The sequence below is a fragment of the Noviherbaspirillum aerium genome (assembly GCF_008929045.1).
Taxonomy (GTDB): domain Bacteria; phylum Pseudomonadota; class Gammaproteobacteria; order Burkholderiales; family Burkholderiaceae_D; genus Noviherbaspirillum; species Noviherbaspirillum aerium.
In genome coordinates this window covers 55,025-75,898 of record NZ_VFAH01000020.1, presented here as the reverse complement: position 1 = coordinate 75,898, position 20,874 = coordinate 55,025, and the positions used below count along the sequence as shown (strand labels likewise).

Below are 20,874 nucleotides of genomic sequence, written 5' to 3'. Positions count from 1 at the left end.
ATCCATCCTTCATCGCAAGCAAAGCCATGTCGACATCCACTCCGTTTCACAAGATCCTGATTGCCAACCGCGGTGAAATCGCCATGCGCGTCATGCGCACCGCACGCATACTCGGTTATCGCACGGTAGCCGTGTTCTCCACTGCCGACCGCAATGCGCGCCATGTGCGCGAGGCGGACCAGGCGGTCTGGATCGGTGAATCCCTGCCTGCCCAGTCCTACCTGAATATTCCGGCCATCATCGAGGCAGCCCGCCTCAGTGGCGCCGATGCGGTCCACCCCGGCTACGGCTTCCTCGCGGAAAACGAAGACTTTGCGCAAGCCTGCCACGATGCCGGCCTGGTGTTCATCGGCCCTTCGCCGCAAGCCATCGTCGAGATGGGCAACAAGGCCGGCGCGAAGCGATTGATGATGGATGCCGGCGTGCCATGCATCCCCGGCTACCAGGGCGCCGACCAGAGCGAAGGACGCCTGCATGAAGAGGCGCATCATATCGGCTATCCGGTGATGATCAAGGCTACCGCCGGCGGCGGCGGGCGCGGCATGCGCCTGGTCACATCCCACGACGCCTTCCTGGACGCACTGCGCAGCGCCAAGTCAGAAGCGCAGAGTGCATTTGGCAATCCCGAGGTCATTCTTGAGCGTGCCATTGTCGAACCGCGCCATATCGAGATACAGGTGTTCGCCGACCGTCACGGCAATGCGATCCATCTCGGCGAGCGTGACTGTTCAGTGCAAAGACGCCATCAGAAAGTAGTGGAAGAAGCACCGTCGCCAGCCGTCAATGCCGAGCTGCGGCAGCGGATGGGAGAGACTGCAGTGGCTGCGGTGCGCGCGATCCGGTATGAAGGGGCAGGCACGCTGGAATTCCTGCTCGATGCCGAAGGCAACTTCTACTTCATGGAAATGAATACCCGGCTGCAGGTCGAGCACCCGGTCACTGAAGCGATCACCGGCCTCGACCTGGTCGAATTGCAGCTGCGTGTCGCCGCTGGCGAGCCGTTGCCAATCCGGCAGGAAGATGTGCGCTGGGAAGGCCACGCGATTGAGGTCCGGCTGTGCGCCGAAGATGCCCACCAAGGCTTCATGCCGCAGAGCGGCACTGTGGTGCAATGGCAGATGCCGGACACCATCCGCGTCGAAGATGCGCTAGAAGCAGGCGCCGAGATACCGCCATACTACGATTCCATGATCGCCAAGCTGATCGCCTATGGCCGCAATCGCGATGAGGCGCGGCGCAAGCTGCATGCCGCGCTGCAGGACGCGGTGGCGCTGGGCGTACGCACCAACCAGGAATTCCTTGCGCGCTGTCTTGCACATCCGGTTTTTGCTGCCGGCGATGCTACCACCGGCTTCATTGGCCGGCATGGCGAGGCGCTGTTGCAGATCGATGAAGCGGGCACCCTGCGCGCGCATGCGCTTGCTGCCGCCATGCTTTACCAGACTGACTCCCCAGGCGCCGGGAAGGGCAACGGGATGGACATCGCCCACCGCCTGCCAATTGCGTTTTATATGGACATCGACGGCAAGCAATGCGTGGCCACGCTCGTCAACTGCGGCGGCGGACGCTTCAGCGTGACCGTCGGCGAGCAGAAGCAGGAACTGCAGATACTTGGACAGCAGGCCGGGCTGGTGCGGTTTGCCTGCGGCGGGCTGATTGAAAGCGCGGCGATCATGCGTGACGGCGGCGTGCTGCATCTGCAGTTCCGCGGCACGGCCTACCGCATCGCCGACCTGACGCATGCCGCCCAGACGCAGGGCGAAGATGCCAGCGACGGACGCATCCGCGCCGCGATGAACGGGCGCGTGGTGGCGGTCCATGTAGCCATCGGTGACACGGTAAAGGCGGGGCAGCCGGTGCTGACCCTGGACGCGATGAAGATGGAGCATGTCCACACCGCACCCGTGGCCGGTCGCGTGAAGTCACTGGCCGCTGTCATGGGAGATCAGGTTGCCGTGCATCGCGTCATCGCCGAGATCGAATCTGCGGAGGTCGCGCAGGCAGCATGATGCAGGCGCATTCTTTTGCTGCCCCGGACCTCCAACTTTCACGAGAACACCATGAGCGACCCTGTCCTCCACGAAAAGAAATCTTCTGCCTTCTGGATCACCATCAACCGGCCTGACAAGCGCAACGCCATCAACCAGGAAGTCATCGACGGCATACGTGAAGGCTACCGCCTCGCTCACGCCGACCCCGAAGTGCGCGCTATCGTTCTGACCGCCGCTGGTGAAAAGGCATTCTGCGCCGGCGGGGACCTGCAGCCGGGCAAGGGCTTCGCGTTCGACTATGCGACGCCGAACATCGCCTATGCCGACCTGCTGCGCCAGGCGCAGGACGCGACGCTTCCTACTATCGCTCGCATCAATGGCACGTGCATGGCCGGCGGCATGGGCCTGCTCTGCATGGCCGACATGGCAGTGGCTGCGGACTATGCACTGTTCGGATTGCCGGAAGTCAAGGTCGGCGTGTTTCCGATGCAGGTGCTGAGCCTGCTGCAAAACCTGGTGCCGCAACGCGTGCTGCGCGAGTGGTGCATCACCGGCGAGCCCTTCGACGCCCGCACCGCGCAAGCTCACGGACTGCTGAATTACGTCGTGCCGGCCGCGGAACTGGACGAAAAAACACACTGGCTATTGAACCGCCTGACAGACAAGTCGCCGACCGCCATCCGGCGCGGCAAGTATGCAATGCACGCAATGGCGTCGATGTCCTTTGAACAGGGCATCGCGTACACCGAAAGCCAGATCGCCCTGCTCGCGCTGACCGAGGACGCAAAGGAAGGCCTGGCCGCCTTCAACGAGAAGCGCAAGCCGGTCTGGACCGGGCGCTGAATACAAGGAGAAGGGTATATGCAAGCAAACGGTAAAGTGGTCCGCATCGGCGGCGCGTCGGGCTTCTGGGGCGACAGCTCAGTGGCCGCCGCCCAACTGGTGAGCGGACTGGCAGGCGGTGCGCGCATCGACTACCTGGTGTTCGATTATCTGGCTGAACTCACGATGGCGATCCTTGCCTCGGCCCGCGGCAAGAAGCCCGAGCTTGGCTATGCCACCGACTTCGTCGACGTCGCCATGAAAAGCGTGCTGCCCGAGCTTGCCAGGCATGGCATCAAGGTGGTCAGCAATGCCGGCGGCATCAATCCGCGTGGCTGCGCCGACGCACTGGCCAGGCTGGCTGATGAAATGGGCGTGCAGCTGAAGATTGCGGTGGTCGACGGCGACGACGTCGCCAGCACGCTTCCCGCGCTGCGCGAAGCCGGGCTCAAGGACATGTTCACCGGCCAGCCTTTGCCGGAACGCATCCTCAGTGCCAACGCCTATCTCGGCGCACTGCCGGTGGCCCAGGCGCTTGCCGCTGGCGCAGATGTCGTGATCACCGGCCGCTGCGTCGACAGTGCCGTCACGCTCGGTCCGCTGATGCATGAATTCGGATGGAGCACGGGCGACCATGACCTTCTCGCAGCAGGCAGCCTCGCAGGCCATATCATCGAATGCGGCTGCCAGGCGACCGGCGGGCTGCATACCGACTGGGAGAATGTTCCCGACTGGGCCAACATCGGCTATCCGGTGATTGAATGTCATGCCGATGGCAGCTTCATCGTCACCAAACCGGACGATACCGGGGGTCGCGTACTGGCCCCTGCGGTGGCGGAACAGATGCTGTACGAGATCGGCGATCCGGGCGCCTACGTGCTGCCCGACGTGGTATGCGACTTCCGCGAAGTCAGGATCGTTCAGGAAGGCGAAAACCGGGTGCGGGTGGCTGGTGCGCGCGGCAAGCCACCGACCGATTCCTACAAGGTGTCGGCTACTTACATGGATGGCTACCGCTGCGCCGGCACGCTGGTCATCATCGGCATCGATGCTGCCGCCAAGGCCCGACGCACCGGCGAAGCGATCCTGGAGCGCACGCGCGGCATTTTCAACAAACTTGGGCTGCCGGATTACAGCGCATCGCATATCGAGATCATCGGTGCCGAGACTTCCTACGGCCCGCACGCCCGCACCGGCGCATCGCGCGAGGTGATGATGCGGGTAGCCGTCAACCACATGTCGAAACAGGCGCTGGAAATCTTCGCGCGCGAAATCGCGCCGGCCGGCACCTCCTGGTCGCCCGGTACCACCGGCCCGGCGCTCGCCCGACCATCGGCGTCGCCGCTGATCAAGCAGTTTGCTTTCACGCTGCCCAAACGCGAAGTCCGGATCAGTGTCGCCATGGGCGGCGAGAGTACAACCGTGGAAGTGCCGGTGACCGGCGCGCCGATCGCGCCCACGGCGCCCGATACCACCGACGCATCGGCACCCGCAGCAGCCAGCGGCACGCGCTCGGTACCGCTGGTGCGCCTGGCCTGGGCGCGCAGCGGCGACAAGGGCAACATCTCCAACATCGGCGTCATCGCGCGCAAGCCGGAATACCTGCCGCTGATTCAGAGCCAGCTGACGCCGCAGGCGGTGAAACAATATTTCGTTCACATGGTGCGCGGCGAGGTGGTGCGCTATGCGCTGCCCGGCATCCATGCCTGCAATTTCCTGCTGTATGACGCGCTCGACGGTGGCGGGACGGCATCGATGCGAATGGACCCGCTCGGCAAGGGCATGGCGCAGATGCTGCTCGACATGCCGGTCGCTGTGCCGGACGCGCTCGCACGCGAACTGGACGCATAAGATGCCCACACTTAAGGACAAGACGCTGTTCATCACCGGCGCCAGTCGCGGTATCGGCAAGGCGATCGCACTGCGCGCCGCACACGATGGCGCGAAAATCGTGGTCGCAGCCAAGACAGCCGAACCTGATCCGCGCCTGCCTGGCACCATCTTCAGCGCCGCAGAGGAAATCGAGCAGGCTGGCGGACAAGCGCTGCCGGTGGTGGTCGACGTCCGGGACGAAGACCAGGTCCGGGCAACGGTGGAACAAGCGGTGCAACGCTTCGGCGGCATCGACATCCTGGCCAACAATGCCAGTGCAATCAGCATCACCGGCACAGAAGAAACCTCACTGAAGCGCTACGACCTGATGATGGACATCAACATGCGCAGTACGTTCGCCTGCACCCAGGCCTGTCTGCCATACCTGAAGCAGGCGGCCAATCCGCATGTGCTGGTACTGTCGCCGCCCATCGACCTCGACCCCAAGTGGCTGGGCCCGCATCCCGCCTACACCGCATCGAACTACGGAATGAGCATGCTGGCGCTGGGTATGGCCGAGGAGTTCCGCGCTTTTGGCATTGCGGTCAATGGCCTTTGGCCGCGCACCATCATCGCGACCGCCGCACTCAACGTGGCCCGGCAGGGCGCTGCCGAGCGTGGGCGGATACCGGACATCATGGCCGACGCTGCCTACCGGATCCTGACTTCCGACAGCAGGCAGTGCAGCGGCAGGCTGTATCTCGATGAAGAGGTGCTGCGCGAGGCAGGCATGAGCGGCTTTGATGCGTACAGCGTGAGTCCCGGTGTCGCGCCGCAGATTGACCTTTTCGTCACGCCTTGAAGGGAGGCAGCGTGCCCTTACCGCACCCGGAGGAAGACCGCGAGCCCATCCATACGCGCACCATCGCTATCCAGGCCTACCGCCGCGCGGACGGCCTGTACGATGTCGAGGGGCAGTTGCAGGACAAGCGCGCACATGACATTACGCTACCGCGCGGCCCGCTACCGGCTGGCGAACCGATACACGACATGCGTCTGCGGCTCACCGTCGACGCAGACGCCACCATCGTCGCCGTTGCCGCCTCCACCGACGCCGCACCCTTTGGCCGCAGTTGCACCACCATCACACCGAAGTATGAAGAACTGGTCGGCCTGCGCGTGGGGCCGGGCTTTCGTTCGGCAGTGCGCCGGCTGCTGGCCGGCGTGAATGGATGCACGCATCTGACCGAGCTGCTGCTAACCATGGGTACCGGCGTCATCCAGGCGCTCGTGGGACAAGTCCCGCGGCTGGACGACGCCAAGCCGTTCAGTCTGGACGGCTGCCACGCACTCGACACCAGCGGCCCGGTCGTCGCACAGTTTCATCCGCGCTGGTACCGTCCACGGCCGGACGCCCACAGCCAGAACAGCCAGAACAGCCAGAACAGCAATGACGGCTCACGCCAAATACAGAACGAGGAAACATGAGCGCCTATCCGCATCTGCTTGCACCGCTGGAAGTCGACACCATCGTGGTATGCGCCGGGCAGGAGCCGCTGGCGGACCTGCATTCGGCCCTGCGCCAGCGTGGATTGGGAACACACCTAATCGGCGGTGCCCGGGTCGCAGCGGAACTCGATGCGGTGCGTGCCATAGCGGAAGGCACGCGGGTAGCGATGGAACTGAATTAGCGAGAGTGTAGCCATGGAATTTACGACAATCCGGTTCCAGCAGGATGGCCCGCTTGCCTACCTGGAGCTGAACCGCCCGGACAAGGCCAATGCCATCGATGATCGCATGTGGCAGGAACTGCGTGCCGCCATGCAATGGGTGGACCGCACCGAGGCGGTACGCGTGGCGGTCCTGTCCGGCGCGGGGCGTCATTTCTGTGCCGGCATTGACCTGTCCATGCTGGACGCGCTGCAACGATTTGCCGCGGTTGAATGCCGCGGGCGAGGCGCCGAACAGGTGCGTCTGATGTCCTTGACCTGCAAGACACGATCAGCGCCATCGAGCGTTGCCGCAAGCCGGTCATTGCGCGTATCCACGGCGCATGTGTCGGCGGCGGTATCGATATCGCCAGCGCCTGTGATCTGCGCTACTGCAGCGCCGATGCCTACTTCTCGGTGAAGGAAGTCGACGTCGGCCTGACTGCCGATGTCGGCACGCTGCAGCGCTTGCCCAAGCTCATCGGCGAAGGCATGGCGCGCTAACTTTCCTATACCGCACGCCGCGTTGCAGCCGCCGAAGCGCAGGAAATTCGACTGGTCAACCGCGCCTACGATTCGATCGACGCGCTGGTGCAGGGAGTCGACGAGACCGCCCGCAGCATCGCAGCGAAGTCGCCGCTGGCGGTGCGCGGGACCAAGGAAATGATCACGTATGTGCGCGACCATTCCGTTGAGGATGGCCTGAACTACATTGCCACCTGGAATGCCGGGATGCTGCTGTCTTCGGATCTGGAAGAGGCGCTGGCGGCGCAGCGCGAGCAGCGCCAGCCAGTCTACCGGGACTAAAGTCTGGTCAGCACGAGCGCCAGTTCGGTTCCCGGCCCGGCGGGTGAGCGGGGGTAGGGCGGCTTCGGCCAGTCCCAGCGGGATACCGGAAATAGAGCGCGCACCGCGTTGATGTCGCAATGGTACGGCGGTCCCTTGATGAAGCCGTGCGCCGATTCTTCCGACGGCACCTGCGCCACAAGCATCATCAGGCTGCCGCCCGGCCGTAGCCAGGCATGCAGTTGTTTCGCATAACCCTGCCAATGGTCGGGATGCAGCGCGCACAGGCAGGTTTGTTCATAGACCGCGTCGACCGGCATCGGCGGCCTCCACGCGAGCACGTCGGCCACGCATAATTGTGCGTCGAGCTGATTGGCAGTCAGTAGCGCGCGGCATGCATCGATCGCCGCAGGCGCAAAGTCAAGTCCGGTCACCTGTATGCCTGCCGCTGCCATGGCGGCAACTTCCCAGCCCTGCCCACAGCCGGGCACAACGGCCCGCTGCTGTGCCTTGATGCAGCTGGCGTCTATCCAGCGCTGCAGTTGCGGATTCGGGCCGCCCCGGTCCCACGGTATGCTGCCCGATGCAAAACGTGCTTCCCAGAAATCGCGTGTGGGACCTGCCATTACATTCTCCTTTGTTGTTTTCGCTACCATGATGCCGAGCCCGTCACCGAGCGTCTTGTGCCAGCCTGCCACGCCGCCCTTCCCTGCGCTGCGGTGGGCCCGGTCCTTGCGTTAACCTGCTGAATTCGCGGTCCCTGGCGGGAGTTCCCCTACACTTTTCGCATGGCGCCAGCCAATGCAACGGCGCCCCTGCACAGGAGATCCGGGTGAACGCAATCACAAGTGAGGACATGACAGAGAGCCAGAGCCAGGATTTCGAGACCGCACGCCTGCAGCAATATTTGGAAACGCACGTGGAAGGCTTTGCCGGGCCGCTGCAGGCCCGGCGTTTCTCCGACGGCCAGTCCAATCCGACCTACCTGCTGGAGACGCCCGGGCAGCGCTACGTGTTGCGCAAGAAACCGTCCGGGGTACTGCTTCCGTCGGCCCACGCAGTGGAACGCGAATACCGGGTCATCACCGCCTTGCATGGCAGTGAGGTACCCGTTGCGCGCACCTATTGCCTGTGCGATGACAGTACGATCATCGGCACGCCGTTCTACGTGATGGAGTTCGTTGCCGGGCGGGTGCTGTGGGACCCCACGCTTCCCGGCATGCAGCCTTCCGAACGCGCCGCGATCTACGACGACATGAACCGGGTCGTCGCCGCGCTGCACGGCATTGCCCCGGCAGCCGTCGGACTCGCCGACTTCGGCCGTCCCGGCAACTACTTCGAACGCCAGATCGCGCGATGGACCAGGCAGTACCGGGCTTCGGAGACGGAAACCATTGCGGCCATGGATGCCCTGATCGCCTGGCTTCCCGAGCACATTCCGGCCGCCGACGAGAAGGCGATCGTGCACGGCGACCTGCGCCTGGACAACCTGATATTCCATCCGACCGAACCGCGCATTGTCGCCGTTCTCGACTGGGAACTGTCGACGCTCGGCCATCCGCTTGCCGACTTCGCCTATCACGCGCTCACATGGCGCTTGTCCGCAGATGAATTTCGCGGCATGCGCGGCGCGGACCTGGCCGCGCTCGGGATTCCGGACGAGCAAACCTACCTCGACCAGTATTGCCGGCGCAGCGGCCGCGGCCCGATTCCCCAGGAGGAATGGGATTTTTATCTTGCCTACAGCATGTTTCGCCTCGCGGCGATCCTGCAGGGCATCGTCAAGCGAGCCCTCGACGGCAATGCGTCAAGCGCCCAAGCCCTGGAGACCGGACGCAAGGCCCGGCCGATCGCGGAAGCCGGCTGGCGACAGGCAACGACAATGCGCAATCGCTGACACAACTATTTCACTGAAAGGCTCATATGGATCTGCTCACGCCGTCCCCCAAAGTCCAGCAATTGCAAGCGCGCCTGAATGCGTTCATGGATGAACATGTCTATCCGAACGAGGATCGCTACTACAAGGAATCGAACACCGAGGGCCCGTGGGGCGTGCAGCCGGTGGTGGAAGAATTGAAGGCGCTGGCACGCGAACGGGGCTTGTGGAACCTGTTCCTGCCGGAGTCGGAGCACGGCGCCGGCCTGACCAATCTTGAGTACGCGCCGCTGTGCGAGATCATGGGACGTTCGCACCTGGCGCCAGAGGTCTTCAATTGCTCCGCGCCTGACACCGGCAACATGGAAGTGCTGGCCCGTTACGGGACCGAGGAGCACAAGCGCCAGTGGCTACAGCCCTTGCTGGAAGGGCGCATCCGCTCCGCCTTCGCAATGACCGAACCTGCGGTGGCGTCCAGCGACGCCACCAATATCCAGGCATCCATCCGCAGGGACGGTGATGAATACGTGATCAATGGCCGCAAATGGTTCACCACCGGCGCCACCGATCCCCGCTGCAAGATCATCATCTTCATGGGCAAGACCGATCCCCACCATCCGGAAAAGCACAAGCAGCAATCCATGATCCTGGTGCCGCTGGACACGTCGGGCGTCAACGTGATCCGTCCGCTGCCAGTATTCGGCTTCTATGGCGTACCGGACCGCGCAGCCGAAGTCGTCTTCGAGAATGTGCGTGTGCCAGCCTCCAATCTCCTGTTGGGCGAGGGCCGCGGCTTCGAGATCGCGCAGGGTCGCCTCGGGCCGGGCCGCATCCATCACTGCATGCGCCTGGTCGGCTTGGCCGAACGCGCGCTGGAAAAAATGTGCCGACGCACCCAGGAGCGGGTCGCCTTTGGCATGCCGGTCGCCGAGCAGACCGTTACGCTGGAACGCATCGCCGACTCGCGCATCATGATCGATCAGTGTCGTCTGCTGACGCTGCATGCGGCGCACATGATGGATACCGTCGGCAACAAGGTCGCCAAAGCGCAGATCGCGATGATCAAGGTGGCAGCGCCGAACATGGCCTGCCGGGTGATCGACTGGGCGATCCAAGCCTTCGGTGGTGCCGGCGTCACGAATGATTTCGGTCTTGCCGCTGCCTACGCAACGGCACGTCTGCTGCGCATCGCCGACGGTCCTGACGAGGTTCACCGCAACCAGATCGGCAAGCTGGAGCTGCGCAAATACCGATGAAAGCAGGTTGACGCAAGACCGTTGGCCGTGATCGCTTTAACATTCAATTGCCCTAGTTCACCAAGACCATGCCATGACTGATAATCTCCTGTTGTCCGCCACCCGCAACACGCACTATTACACTCCGGACCATGAACAGTTCCGCGACATGGTCCGCAATTTCGTTGCCCATGAAATCGCGCCTTTCGTCAATGACTGGGACGAGGCGGGCGGTTTCCCTCGCGAACTGTACCGTAAGGCCGCCGAGGTCGGCTTGCTCGGCATCGGCTACCCGGAGCAGTATGGCGGCACGCCCGCCGACGTGTTTTACCAAATGATTGTGGCCGAGGAGGTGGCGCGCGCCGGTTGTGGCGGCGTCAGTGCCTCCCTGTTCTCGCATACGATCGGTACCCCGCCAGTGCTGCACGCCGGCTCGGAGGAACTGAAAGAGCGGATGCTGCCGGGCGTGCTTGCTGGGCAGAAGATTTCGGCACTGGCCATCACCGAACCCGGTGGCGGCTCCGACGTCGCGGGCCTTCGCACGACTGCAGTGCTGGACGGCGACTACTATATCGTCAACGGCGAGAAAACCTTCATCACTTCCGGCATTCGTGCCGATTACTTTACCGTTGCGGTGCGCACCAACCCCGACGTCAAGGGTGCCGGCGGCGTGTCGCTGCTACTGATCGAGGGCGACACGCCGGGCATTACCCGTACACCGCTCGACAAGATGGGCTGGTGGGCGTCCGACACCGCGCATCTGCACTTCGAAGACTGCCGGGTGCCGGCGGCAAACCTGCTGGGTGTGGAAAACGAAGGCTTTCGTATCGTCATGCGCAACTTCAATTCCGAGCGTCTGTTCATGGCCGCCGGCGCCTACGGCTTTGCCCAGGTCTGCTATGCCGATGCGCTGGACTGGGCGCGCCAGCGCAGGACCTTCGGCCTGCCTATCGTCGAACGCCAGGTGATCCGCCACAAGCTGGTCGACATGAGCATGAAAATCGAATCAGTGCGCTGCATGCTGGAGGACCTCGCGTGGCGGGTCGAGCACAAGATCGGCGACCCGCGCCTTCTGGTAGCCCAGACGGCGATGCTGAAAAACTTGGCGATGCAGACCATGCAGTTCTGCGGGGATGAAGCGGTGCAGATCCTCGGCGGAATGGGATACATGCGAGGCACACGCCCGGAGCGCATCTATCGCGAGGTAAAGGTGAATATGATCGGCGGCGGCTCGGTTGAAATCATGAAAGATCTCGCGGCCAAGCAGCTCGCGTTCTAGTGGGTCACTTGGTAACAAAAGCGAGATAAGCGAGTCAAAGGTGGAGAGCACTGCAGGAGACCACCATGAGCCGCGCCCGGAAAAATCCACTACGCCGACTGACTGATGGAGAACGGCAGGTTCTGGAGCAATTAGTCCATGCGCGTAGTGAGCGCGCCGATGTCGTAACATGGGCCAGAGAGTTATTGGCTGTGGCTGAGCGTCACACCTATGCCCAGGCAGCCGCGATAGCCGGACGGCGTTCCGACGAAGCGGTCAGCAAGCTGGTGGCCCGCTTCAACCAGGGCGGATTAGCTGCGCTCGAACCCCATGGCAAGGGCGGCCCCAAACCGACTTATGACGCTGCGGCGCGGGAACGCATTCTGGCTGAGGCCAGGCGAACGCTGGACCCCCAGCGGGATGGCACGGCAACATGGTCTTTATTGACCCGGCTTAGCTTTATTGAACCGAGTTTTCTTTGAAGCATTTCACAGGGAACAAGGGCTAGCTGTTGCAGTATCGCGTTGACGGAATTTCAGGCAGGGTACTCCTCTCTTAATCGAAACAGGCTGACGATATGGAGGCGACCATGGAGCGGACCGATTCCAGACGACTGCCGGTTGCCGTGCTGAATGAACGCCGGCGACGTGCCGTCATGCTGTGCTTGAGTGGGATGACCATTACCCAAGTCTGCACATTGGCAGAACTGGCCAAGGCCACCGTCATTGCCGTCATCAAGGCTTACCAACGCGGGGGCTGGGAGGTGGTTCCAGCGCAGCTGCACCGCGGCCCGCAAAAAGGAGAAGGCTGCATTCTCAATGCAGAGCGACAACAAGCGATTCGGGGCTTGATTCATGCCCATATGCCCGATGAATTGGGCCTGCCGTTTGCATTATGGAGCCGTGCAGCGGTGAGTGCACTGGTCGAGAAGGAATATGGGATGACGCTGCCGGTACGCACCATGGGCAGCTACCTGCAGCGCTGGGGCTTCACGCCACAACGGCCGCTCGACCGTGCATACGAGCAAAACCCAACCGCGGTGCGCGCCTGGCTTGACAAGGAGTATCCCGCCATCGCGCATCGCGCCAAGGCCGAAGGTGGCGAGATTTATTGGGGTGACGAGACCGGCCTACATAGTGATGACGTGCGCGGGCGCAGTTACGCCCCGCGTGGTGATACGCCAGTAGTACGGCCTTGCCACAAGCGAGAGAACGTAGGATTGATGTCGGCCGTGACCAATCGTGGCACCGTGCGTTGGATGCTTCTCAAGCAGGCGATGAATCCGGCGTTGCTAATCAAGTTTCTGCAGCGCCTGGCGCGCGATGCACGGCGCAAGGTATTTCTGGTCCTGGACAATCTGCCGGCACACCATGGCCCTTCGGTGGTGGCCTGGTTGGAACAACATCGAGACCGTATTGAAGTGTTCTATCTGCCGTCCTACAGTCCAGAGCTCAACCCGGATGAACTGCTCAACGCAGACTTGAAGCAGGCGATTACGAAACAGGCGCCGACGCGCCATAAGGGGGACTTAAAGAAGGCGGTGATTCGTCATTTGCGCAAGATTAGCAAATCACCTGATCGCGTGAAGAAGTACTTTCAGCACGACCCCGTCAAGTATGCCGCATGAACTATACTTAATTAGACAAACCGATGCCGGATCAATAATAGGGGCTTAGCAATAAATAAGTTGATCAGATTCTTCTGGGCTTCTTGGACGTGGGCTAATCGTATAATTCCACGGCGGGCAAATGGCATGCGGCTCGATGCGTAAGGCTCGCATTTGGTCGTTCGAGACGCGCTCACCCAGTTCATTGCCACCCCGCTTGAGGATTGCCTTGACCCGTAATCCGGTGCGCGTTTCGGTCCCTTCGATGTATTTCATCATCGTGTCGAGCGTCCGCAGCGGCACTCCCGCCCAATTCATGCTGATGTGGCTGAACAAGCGATGCTCGATCGGATTCCATTTCGAGCAACCCGGAGGATAGTGGCACACCGTAATCGGCAGGGCCGCAATATCACTGAGCTCCTGCAACTGTGCTTTCCATACACGAGATCGATAGCTGTTTGAACCACCGGCATCGGCCAGGATCAATAGGCGATGCGCGTCACGATAACGCTTTTGTCCTTCGAAGAACCACCAGGCGCCAATCGCCTCCACCGCAAAGCGTGGCGTGTCAAAGCAATCTCCCACACAGACGAAGCCCCGATTCGCGCTGACTTCATAGACGCCATAGGGGATTGCCTGGCCAATCGCATCCTGCGGCCAGTCATGCACCAGCACCGGCTCCGCCACCTTGCGCCACGTTCTTCCCGCGTTTTTAAAGTCGCCAATTAGCTCTTTTTTTCGTGTCGACGCTGATGATGGGATCCCTCGTGGTGCCAAAGTCCTCGCGCTGTTCATTGATATGGTCAAACTGCTCATGGCGCTGAGCCGCTGAAGCACCCCGGACTTCGGTACGCCGCGCATTGACCTTCGGCGAATACTTCAGTTTGCGCAGCAGTTTTGAGACGGTCGGACGGCTGACAGCATGTCCCTTCCTTTTCAGTGCTGCACTCAAGTGTTTTAATGAACTGCGCTTGGCCATGGGACGCCGTCCCATGGGATCGCCCGCCGTTTCCAATGCCAGCACGGTTTCCAGGGCTTGCTCCAATTCGGGATCGCGCTCTTGCGCGGTAGGCCTGCCTCCGCCTGGTGCACGCAAATGGAAATCCGGACAACCGGCCAGATCTGCCTCAAGTTCACGACGCCCCCGCAAAATGGTGGTCGGACTCATGCCGGTGATTTGCGCCAGCAACTGCTTGCCGCCATGGCCGACACGTAGGGCTTCCAACGCCACGAACCAGCGCCGCTGTGGTTCATTGAGCCGGCTGAGAAAGAGGTTAATGTAGTGATGAAAGGCTTGATCCGGATGCGGCGCTGGTGATTGGCAAAGCGGGCATTCGCAATGATGTACAGGCGAATGCGTCATGGCGGTCTCCTTCGCGAAACCAGTGACATGAATTCTATTGTGCACCTGTCACCGCCAAATCACCATCTTGTTTTTTAACAAGCCCTAGGCATTAATGAAAGCCTCACGTACGAAATACCTCTCGGAAGGGACGGTGATAGCACGGTGCTGAATTAATGCATCCGCGATGGCGCCAGCCTGCTCAATCGCCACCATAGGCGGCGTCACACAGTGTTTCTTCATGTCCTTCACTCTCATTATTTCGGTTTGCACTCGGCCGACAGGATCTGGCGATACGTCGGGCGGCCGAGCGTGTTGATTTTGTTCATTTCCTCGAACGTCGCCAGGATCGCCTCTTTCGCCTGTTCGCACCGCGGCTGAGTCGAAAACTCCTGTATGCTTACCGTTGGGTCCCAAGCGCCGCTGCCGCCCAAGAACGTCATCACAATCAATACGTATGGCATCCGCGTCTCCGTCTACAGAACGCCGCGCCATGCATCCGCCGGAATGCTGGCCCACTCTTGTTTCAAGCGCTTCAACGTCTCCGGGCGGACAGGAAGGTAAGGCATGTGGTTCTCGGCAGGGTACAGCGCCCTTTTCACTCCTCGGCGACGTGCGCAGTATCCGGAACGCCGAAGGTGGTGCCGCATGCAGCGATCACCCGGTTGTAGTTGCTGTTGGACGGACGGTCCAACTTAAGCGCCAGCGCCGGGATCCTGAAGTGGCTCAAAATTCCTTGCATGTCGTGCAGCATCGCGATATTCAAACGGCTGACCGGATGACCGGTGCACTCCCCGAGCATATACCGAAGTTTCGCGCGCATTCCGCCCGCGCTCATGGCTTTCCGCATGTGCGTTCCTTTGTTAACAGCGATACATTTGTTTTATCCGGTTTTTCCGAAAACACAAGCAACGCGCCGTGCGGTGTTGAGATGACGCCAGCTGGCGTCATAAGCGCGCCAGTCGATTTAAACGCGTTTAGCGGCGCCGAACCGTCCGCGAGTTGGCCGTCGCGGTTTCCAGCCGCGAGGATGCGTCATCTGGCAAACGCCAAGTCAATGGCGCCAGCGCACCGCCACTCCCTTGACCGCAAGGTGTTTGCAAGGCATTTCGCGGCCCGTGCGATGCCCGAAGCGCTAATATTTTCCCAGCAGCCGAGAAACGAGGAAAAACAGGGCACGACTGATAGGGTAAACAGTTGATCACAATCAACTGTTTACCCTATCGTGTGCCAAAGAGGGTGTCCCTCTTTGAAGCTCCCTGAGCGTGCTGACGCACGCCAAAACCACACCACTTTCCGACGCGGAGGCAGCGATGGATCCACTGCTTGAGGGGCCTGCGGATGGGCCGACCGACGAAGAAATGGCAGCGCTCAACCAAAGCACGGTAACGGTCGCGTGCCGGATGCCGAAATGGTTATTGGCGGAGGTTGCCGACAAGAGCGCTGAAGCCGAAATAACCGTGTCGCGCTTCGTCCGCGATGCCGTCGAAGCGGCCATTGAAAACAAAACCATTGTCATCAACCCGCGGCCGGCAATCCCGCCGAAGATGAAGGTCATGAACCATGAGCTGCATCGCCTGTTTGCGTCGGTATCGAATAATTGCAACCAGCTCGCGAGGCGTGTGCACTACGATCACTTAAACAAACAGATAACGGACAAAACGTATGCCGCGGTTGCCGAGCAACTGGCGATTCTGATTCGCGTGCTTGAGGCGCGGCTGCCGCCATGATCGTTCGCCAAGGCGGCGGCGATGACGGGGTGATCGAGTACCTTGAGGAAGGGAAAAAGGCAGGGCGACCATACACCCGTGACGAGCTAGACGAGCGCGTGCCGCTCGCTGGCGATATCGAGGCGTGCCGCAAACTAATCAAATCGATCGACCATAGTGCCGAGCGTTATCTGCATCTGACTCTCAGTTTCGCGGAACGCGATATTCCGAAACATTTGATGGCGCAAGTCATTGACGACTATGTGGCCGACCTGATGCCAGCATTCCGTCCCGACGAATATGCCTTTTATGCCGAAGCGCACTGCGCCAAGATCAAAAGCTATACCCATGAAACATCGGGCGAACTGGTTGATCGACTAGACCACATTCACCTGGTCATCCCGAACATAAATTTGCTGACCGGTAAAGCGCTCAACCCGGTGGGCCGCACTGAACAAAACGTTATTTGGTTGGATGCGATACAGGAGAACATCAACCGGAAATACGGGTTCGTGTCCCCGAAAGACCGCCCGCGGGCAGACTCCACGACCAAGGCCGACATTATCGACCGCGACCGGGTGACGGAGTTTAAGAAGGGGAGCTTCACAGACGTAAAAGCCAAGCTCGAGCAGCTGGTCGTGGAGCGCGGGATTTTTGACAAAAAAGGTTTGGTCGCGCTGGCGCAAGAATACGGCGAGGTTCGCATCCGCAATATGGGAAAGGGGTCTGAGCGTGAGTACGTCGCAATCAAGCCGCCAGGTTTTACGAAGTTCGTCAACTTGAGCAGTGGCGTATTTCGCGACTGCATGGGCGCAACGCCGCGCTTCATCAGTGAGGAAGAAATGCGGCAGGTCGGCGTCGGCAAGCGCACGGACGACGAGCTTGAGGCTTTGCGCGAAGACTGGATTATTCGGCGCCAGCGAGAGATCAAGCTGCTGAATTCGGGTCGCAAGCGTGAGTATGCGGAATACAAGGCGGCGGACCCGGAAACCCGGCTGGACCTGCTCGCAGACCTTGAGCGCAAGTTCTATTGGAAATACGACAAGGAGCTTAGTTATGGACGAGACAAAGACGACGCCGGACAACGGCCAGGCGCAAAAAACCGAATCGACGCGGATCCCGCATCCGCTTGGGCCAGCCCAAGCGCCAGAGCAGCCGCTGCTAAACAGAACGCTGCAAAGATTGCCGCTCGCACGACGACCGCAGCAATTCACGCTATGCCAAGCCTGCACCAACGCCGTGTGGATAGCGACGGACCCTCCGGGCGAGGGGGTGAAGGCGTTTTGCAAAGTGATGTTTCAGGTAGTGTGGGACGATCGGGAACAAGTGCCGATAACGCAGTGCGACGCCCACCAGCTGCCAGGGGAACCAGAGTAATCAACCCGGGCACCGGGCGCGCGGGTGACAATTATGCCGAACAAATCCTGCGGGACCACATCGACGCAGCGCAAATGTCGAAAGACAAGCAGCGCGCGCTGATTCGTGAAATCAAGAGAAAGCTCGACCCGCATTTCCTGGTGGCGCAACTGGCGAAAAAGACCGGCTTGCGGTCGGAGGATTACGTCGTCACGGAGGAAGAAAGCGGGGCGCGAATCCGGCACCGCGATTCAACCGTGAATTACACCATTCCTGACCTGTGCACGAAGCATTTGCATTGGAGCTGGCCCGAGACGCGCGACTACTTGCAGACCTGGTACTCGCTGCAAAACCTTGTCAGCAAAGCACCAATCACGTCGCCGCCTAATCCGGCAATATGGACGCAGTATCAGAAAGCCCAATCGGCCAAGCGGGTGAAGACCCGTCCAATCGAGCGCAATGCGATCCGGCAGGCGAAAGAAGCATTACGCGCATTGCGTGCACAGCACCAGGCTGACATGGTTGCGTTGCGCCGGCGCCGACTGTCATTTGCCGAGTTCCGGGCGGAACGGTCCATTCTCAAGCTGGGACTGGCAAAGCAGGAGAAGGAGCTGCAGGCGTCGATGCGCGCCGCACGCGAGCGCCTGGCCGAGCTCGATCGCAACGACCCGGGCCGCAATATGTATCGACTCTGGCTCGTTGAGCGCGCCGAGTCAGGCGATCCGGAAGCGCTGCTGGAATTGCGGCGCCAGCGCATAGAACAAGAGCGCCGGGCCAAGCGACGGGTCAGCGCCATCGTGATGATCGGGATTTCCGTCAACGCGCCGCTGCTGGACCGCACTGATAACCTGTCGTACCGGGTACACAAAAATGGGGACGTGAGCTATCTGGATGCGTTCGGCAAAGAGCTCTTGCGGGATACCAGCGACGCTATCTGGATTTATGATGAGTCCGATGACAGCGTGGAGCTGGCGATCTTGCTGGCGCAAAAACGCTTTGGCAATGGTGGTTTTGGCGTGGAGGGCGGTGCAGCATTCGTGGAGCAGGTGATCCGGGTCGCCGCCGAGCGAAACATGGCGGTGAGATTCGCTGATGATGCGATCAATGAGCGTATCGAGAAACTGAAAAAACAGTTGCACCCGCAACCGACCAAGCGGGTGCCCGATTACAAGGTCCTGCAAGACCAAGCTGGCGGGAAGGGCAAGGCACCCAAGCCAAAATAGCCGGGCGGGGTGGTGATCGCGCCGCCTGATGCGGAAACACCGCCGCCCGGTGCTGTTGCATGCAACATCGCGTGTTTTTCGTTGTAGTGAAAAATAAAAGCCCCGACATGGGTGTTTGAATAGAAGGCAGTGGTCGCGCGAATATTGCTGAGCAGTTCTTCTATGAGCGTCCGGCAACCGTTAAACGGGCATTGTTAGATTCTGTTTCCAAAGTTTGATCTCATCCTCGGCTAGCCACTCGGACAGGGCAGTTTCCAGGCTTTCTTTATCGATGGAGGGCGCGACAGGTCTGTCCGGGCGCGATCTCGAAAATCTTGGCGCAGGGGCAGGCTGAGGTATGCCGTCAATCTCGACAAAAGCCTCCCTTGATTTCATATGTGGGTGATGCGCCACTTCGGCGATGCCCAAAACAGGAGCGACACACACGTCTGCGTCACCAAACAGCGTGCACCATTCGTCGCGCGTCTTCGTCATGAAGCGATCTGCAAGCAGCCTTTTTCTCTCGTTCCAATTCTGCCGGTCGAATCGATCGCCATATTGAGAAGCGTCTAGACCAAGCATTTGTAGCAGTAGATCGTGAAATTTTTTCTCTATGGCGGCTACCGAAATCCACTTTTCATCGGCGCACTTGTACACTTCATAGAAGTATGCTCCGGAATCGAGAATATTATTCCCGCGTGAATCATTCCATTGGCCTGCGGCATGCAGGCCTAGCAATGGCAACGCGAGCGACAAGACGCCATCGACGATGGCTGCATCAACGACTTGTCCGTTGCCAGACTGCTTCGATTCGATAAAAGCAGCGAGCATCCCGAACGCAAGGTAAAGCGCTCCTCCGCCGAAGTCACCCACTAGATTTAATGGAGGGGTCGGCGGTTGGCCGTCGCGGCCAATCATATCGAGTACGCCTGTCACTGCAATGTAATTCAAGTCATGGCCGGCAGACTTAGCCAGCGGCCCTTCCTGCCCCCATCCCGTCATGCGGCCATAAACAAGCCGGGGATTTCTTGCCAGGCAGATGTCCGGGCCGAGACTCAGTTTTTCCATTACACCCGGACGGAATCCCTCGATCAGTCCATCTGCCTCTTCGACTAACCGTAGAACTAGATCTCGACCTGCTTCCGACTTGAGGTCAAGCGCGATCGACTTTCTGTTCCGGAGCGAAAAATTATATTTCGGCGGCCTCTCTATCCCGAGCCCGGACTCTGCCGGTCGATCGATCCTGACGACGGTAGCACCCAAATCCGCAAGCAGCATTGCTGCTAGAGGACTTGGCCCAATACCGGCCAACTCTAGTATCTTCATGCCGAACAAAGGTCCCATTTCAACTCCTTAAAGTGTACAAGACGCTCACGCATAGCGCGCCAACATAACGCTTTCCGTTCCAATAGGCGTCATTGAGCCCGATGTCGTCGACAGGACGGACTAGCTGGATACCTTTGCTGGTGCGACACAGGCGAAATGATTTCAATACTGAAATCGCTGGATCAAGCAAAGGCCCATGTCAAAACGCACAAGCCGAGCTGCCAGTCGGATGACGCCGTTCAATAGGATCATTGGGCGTCGTCGCTCGGGACCTGGTCGCTTCGATAGTGTTTCGGATAAAGCCGTTTCACTGCCGGACTATTGAAAGCCAGTGCCAGGCACTTTCCTAGGTGAAAGGGAGGCTGTCCGCAGGAGGATGCGGACGTTCCTGCTTGGCGCGTCAACTGGGCTTGGTACACTGGTATGGTTTGATAAGCTACCGTGGCCATGTTGAACAGCAGTTCCCTCAGATGAGTACATCCTTTAGTGCCGCCCATGCGACTCTCGATCGATTGGCGCCATCCTGTTGCCATAGATGTGCCGATCATGGTCAGCAAGGGTTCCTGAGATAAGCTGCACTCCGCCACAGGCGTGGTGTGCATCGCCGACGAAATTTCACGGACAGTCAACGTGTCGTCCACAGTGAGCCGGATATGGAGATCATGGATAGGCGACCCGGGAGGGGTGGTGCCTGCGTCTCCACCATATGATTGGTATGCGCGCTCGTCCCGCATGGAGGCTTCAATGTCCCACAACCCGTCATCCCGTTTGTAACCATGGAATGACAGGCTGCGGGTATGCAGCAAGGTCCTGTTTACTGGAGTGTTCACTGAAGTCATCATGC

At 60.4% G+C, this 20,874-nt stretch carries 20 protein-coding genes and 2 pseudogenes; 16 read left to right on the top strand and 6 right to left on the bottom strand.

Translation table 11 applies throughout. The features are described from left to right. The first annotated feature begins 26 nt into the window (after nt 1-26). The 9 genes and pseudogenes from FH061_RS22665 to FH061_RS31185 all read left to right on the top strand — a co-directional run bounded on the left by FH061_RS22665 (nt 27) and on the right by FH061_RS31185 (nt 7,141). A complete protein-coding gene (locus tag FH061_RS22665; protein WP_151638108.1) occupies nt 27-2,009 on the top strand; it encodes an acetyl-CoA carboxylase biotin carboxylase subunit in 1,983 nt (660 codons plus the stop codon). A gap of 51 nt (nt 2,010-2,060) precedes the next feature. Continuing rightward, nucleotides 2,061-2,834, top strand: a complete 774-nt coding sequence (locus FH061_RS22660) for an enoyl-CoA hydratase/isomerase family protein (protein WP_151638107.1) — start codon at nt 2,061-2,063, stop codon at nt 2,832-2,834. 18 nt (nt 2,835-2,852) lie between these two features. Continuing rightward, a complete protein-coding gene (locus FH061_RS22655) occupies nt 2,853-4,664 on the top strand; it encodes an acyclic terpene utilization AtuA family protein (protein ID WP_151638106.1) in 1,812 nt (603 codons plus the stop codon). 1 nt (nt 4,665) lies between these two features. Continuing rightward, entirely contained in the window at nt 4,666-5,487 is an 822-nt protein-coding gene (locus tag FH061_RS22650) for an SDR family oxidoreductase (RefSeq protein ID WP_151638105.1), read from the top strand. Between the two features lie 11 nt (nt 5,488-5,498). Beyond that, the gene (locus FH061_RS22645) at nt 5,499-6,113 is read left to right on the top strand and encodes a DUF2889 domain-containing protein (protein WP_192805206.1); all 615 of its coding nucleotides are present in this window, start codon (nt 5,499-5,501) and stop codon (nt 6,111-6,113) included. Then, nucleotides 6,110-6,316, top strand: coding sequence for a hypothetical protein (locus FH061_RS22640; protein ID WP_151638103.1), 207 nt, complete (start codon nt 6,110-6,112; stop codon nt 6,314-6,316). The genes FH061_RS22645 and FH061_RS22640 overlap by 4 nt, the downstream gene beginning before the upstream one ends. Nucleotides 6,317-6,329: 13 nt before the next feature. After that, nucleotides 6,330-6,485 (top strand): annotated as a pseudogene (locus FH061_RS31660) (enoyl-CoA hydratase); the annotation flags it as partial. A gap of 83 nt (nt 6,486-6,568) precedes the next feature. Continuing rightward, nucleotides 6,569-6,838: an enoyl-CoA hydratase-related protein gene (locus FH061_RS31515; protein ID WP_264158749.1), complete on the top strand. Its 270-nt coding sequence runs from the start codon at nt 6,569-6,571 to the stop codon at nt 6,836-6,838. An 87-nt stretch (nt 6,839-6,925) separates the two neighbouring features. Then, nucleotides 6,926-7,141, top strand: coding sequence for a Clp protease/crotonase-like domain-containing protein (locus FH061_RS31185; RefSeq protein WP_225984820.1), 216 nt, complete (start codon nt 6,926-6,928; stop codon nt 7,139-7,141). Here the strand turns inward: FH061_RS31185 and FH061_RS22630 are convergent. Next, nucleotides 7,138-7,746, bottom strand: coding sequence for a methyltransferase domain-containing protein (locus FH061_RS22630; RefSeq protein WP_151638102.1), 609 nt, complete (start codon nt 7,744-7,746; stop codon nt 7,138-7,140). The two genes, FH061_RS31185 and FH061_RS22630, sit on opposite strands and share 4 nt — an antisense overlap. A gap of 230 nt (nt 7,747-7,976) precedes the next feature. On the opposite strand from FH061_RS22630, the gene FH061_RS22625 reads away from it, so the two are divergent. From FH061_RS22625 to FH061_RS22605, 5 genes are all read left to right on the top strand, one after another. After that, a complete protein-coding gene (locus FH061_RS22625; protein ID WP_151638137.1) occupies nt 7,977-9,017 on the top strand; it encodes a phosphotransferase in 1,041 nt (346 codons plus the stop codon). 26 nt (nt 9,018-9,043) lie between these two features. Beyond that, a complete protein-coding gene (locus FH061_RS22620; RefSeq protein ID WP_225984819.1) occupies nt 9,044-10,252 on the top strand; it encodes an acyl-CoA dehydrogenase family protein in 1,209 nt (402 codons plus the stop codon). Nucleotides 10,253-10,340: 88 nt separating this feature from the next. After that, a complete protein-coding gene (locus tag FH061_RS22615; RefSeq protein ID WP_404822497.1) occupies nt 10,341-11,510 on the top strand; it encodes an acyl-CoA dehydrogenase family protein in 1,170 nt (389 codons plus the stop codon). A gap of 65 nt (nt 11,511-11,575) precedes the next feature. Beyond that, a complete protein-coding gene (locus FH061_RS22610; RefSeq protein ID WP_151638100.1) occupies nt 11,576-11,971 on the top strand; it encodes a helix-turn-helix domain-containing protein in 396 nt (131 codons plus the stop codon). 107 nt (nt 11,972-12,078) lie between these two features. Continuing rightward, complete coding sequence (locus tag FH061_RS22605) at nt 12,079-13,116, top strand: IS630 family transposase (RefSeq protein ID WP_151638099.1); 1,038 nt, start codon at nt 12,079-12,081, stop codon at nt 13,114-13,116. A 45-nt stretch (nt 13,117-13,161) separates the two neighbouring features. Here FH061_RS22605 and FH061_RS22600 read toward each other — a convergent pair. From FH061_RS22600 to FH061_RS22585, 3 genes and pseudogenes are all read right to left on the bottom strand, one after another. Continuing rightward, nucleotides 13,162-14,074 (bottom strand): annotated as a pseudogene (locus tag FH061_RS22600) (ISAzo13 family transposase). Nucleotides 14,075-14,694: 620 nt separating this feature from the next. Beyond that, complete coding sequence (locus FH061_RS22590; RefSeq protein ID WP_151638096.1) at nt 14,695-14,901, bottom strand: hypothetical protein; 207 nt, start codon at nt 14,899-14,901, stop codon at nt 14,695-14,697. 134 nt (nt 14,902-15,035) lie between these two features. Continuing rightward, complete coding sequence (locus FH061_RS22585; RefSeq protein WP_151638095.1) at nt 15,036-15,287, bottom strand: hypothetical protein; 252 nt, start codon at nt 15,285-15,287, stop codon at nt 15,036-15,038. Between the two features lie 463 nt (nt 15,288-15,750). Here FH061_RS22585 and FH061_RS22580 point away from each other — a divergent pair, with 463 nt between their 5' ends. Together FH061_RS22580 and FH061_RS22575 are read left to right on the top strand one after the other, a co-directional pair. Next, nucleotides 15,751-16,167 carry a hypothetical protein gene (locus FH061_RS22580; RefSeq protein WP_151638094.1) on the top strand — a complete coding sequence of 139 codons (417 nt, stop codon included), beginning with the start codon at nt 15,751-15,753 and terminating at the stop codon, nt 16,165-16,167. Further along, on the top strand, nt 16,164-18,725 hold the full coding sequence (locus FH061_RS22575; RefSeq protein ID WP_151638093.1) for an LPD7 domain-containing protein: 2,562 nt from the start codon (nt 16,164-16,166) through the stop codon (nt 18,723-18,725). The genes FH061_RS22580 and FH061_RS22575 overlap by 4 nt, the downstream gene beginning before the upstream one ends. Before the next feature lie 180 nt (nt 18,726-18,905). Here FH061_RS22575 and FH061_RS22570 read toward each other — a convergent pair whose 3' ends face one another. Next, nucleotides 18,906-20,048 (bottom strand): CaiB/BaiF CoA transferase family protein, encoded by a 1,143-nt coding sequence (locus tag FH061_RS22570; RefSeq protein WP_151638092.1) that lies wholly within the window; start codon nt 20,046-20,048, stop codon nt 18,906-18,908. 230 nt (nt 20,049-20,278) lie between these two features. Further along, nucleotides 20,279-20,872: a DUF2889 domain-containing protein gene (locus FH061_RS22565; RefSeq protein WP_225984818.1), complete on the bottom strand. Its 594-nt coding sequence runs from the start codon at nt 20,870-20,872 to the stop codon at nt 20,279-20,281. Nucleotides 20,873-20,874: the final 2 nt, after the last annotated feature.

What these genes read in the sequence shown, in the direction of transcription:
- FH061_RS22605 (WP_151638099.1), top strand. Translation starts at nt 12,079, where the DNA reads ATGGAGCGGACCGATTCCAGACGACTGCCGGTTGCCGTGCTGAATGAA.
- FH061_RS22630 (WP_151638102.1), bottom strand. Translation starts at nt 7,746, where the DNA reads ATGGCAGGTCCCACACGCGATTTCTGGGAAGCACGTTTTGCATCGGGC.
- FH061_RS22640 (WP_151638103.1), top strand. Translation starts at nt 6,110, where the DNA reads ATGAGCGCCTATCCGCATCTGCTTGCACCGCTGGAAGTCGACACCATC.
- FH061_RS22655 (WP_151638106.1), top strand. Translation starts at nt 2,853, where the DNA reads ATGCAAGCAAACGGTAAAGTGGTCCGCATCGGCGGCGCGTCGGGCTTC.
- FH061_RS22660 (WP_151638107.1), top strand. Translation starts at nt 2,061, where the DNA reads ATGAGCGACCCTGTCCTCCACGAAAAGAAATCTTCTGCCTTCTGGATC.
- FH061_RS22580 (WP_151638094.1), top strand. Translation starts at nt 15,751, where the DNA reads ATGGATCCACTGCTTGAGGGGCCTGCGGATGGGCCGACCGACGAAGAA.
- FH061_RS22565 (WP_225984818.1), bottom strand. Translation starts at nt 20,872, where the DNA reads ATGATGACTTCAGTGAACACTCCAGTAAACAGGACCTTGCTGCATACC.
- FH061_RS22620 (WP_225984819.1), top strand. Translation starts at nt 9,044, where the DNA reads ATGGATCTGCTCACGCCGTCCCCCAAAGTCCAGCAATTGCAAGCGCGC.
- FH061_RS22585 (WP_151638095.1), bottom strand. Translation starts at nt 15,287, where the DNA reads ATGCGGAAAGCCATGAGCGCGGGCGGAATGCGCGCGAAACTTCGGTAT.
- FH061_RS22610 (WP_151638100.1), top strand. Translation starts at nt 11,576, where the DNA reads ATGAGCCGCGCCCGGAAAAATCCACTACGCCGACTGACTGATGGAGAA.
- FH061_RS22665 (WP_151638108.1), top strand. Translation starts at nt 27, where the DNA reads ATGTCGACATCCACTCCGTTTCACAAGATCCTGATTGCCAACCGCGGT.
- FH061_RS22625 (WP_151638137.1), top strand. Translation starts at nt 7,977, where the DNA reads ATGACAGAGAGCCAGAGCCAGGATTTCGAGACCGCACGCCTGCAGCAA.
- FH061_RS22590 (WP_151638096.1), bottom strand. Translation starts at nt 14,901, where the DNA reads ATGCCATACGTATTGATTGTGATGACGTTCTTGGGCGGCAGCGGCGCT.
- FH061_RS31515 (WP_264158749.1), top strand. Translation starts at nt 6,569, where the DNA reads ATGCCGCGGGCGAGGCGCCGAACAGGTGCGTCTGATGTCCTTGACCTG.
- FH061_RS22650 (WP_151638105.1), top strand. Translation starts at nt 4,666, where the DNA reads ATGCCCACACTTAAGGACAAGACGCTGTTCATCACCGGCGCCAGTCGC.
- FH061_RS22575 (WP_151638093.1), top strand. Translation starts at nt 16,164, where the DNA reads ATGATCGTTCGCCAAGGCGGCGGCGATGACGGGGTGATCGAGTACCTT.
- FH061_RS22570 (WP_151638092.1), bottom strand. Translation starts at nt 20,048, where the DNA reads ATGGGACCTTTGTTCGGCATGAAGATACTAGAGTTGGCCGGTATTGGG.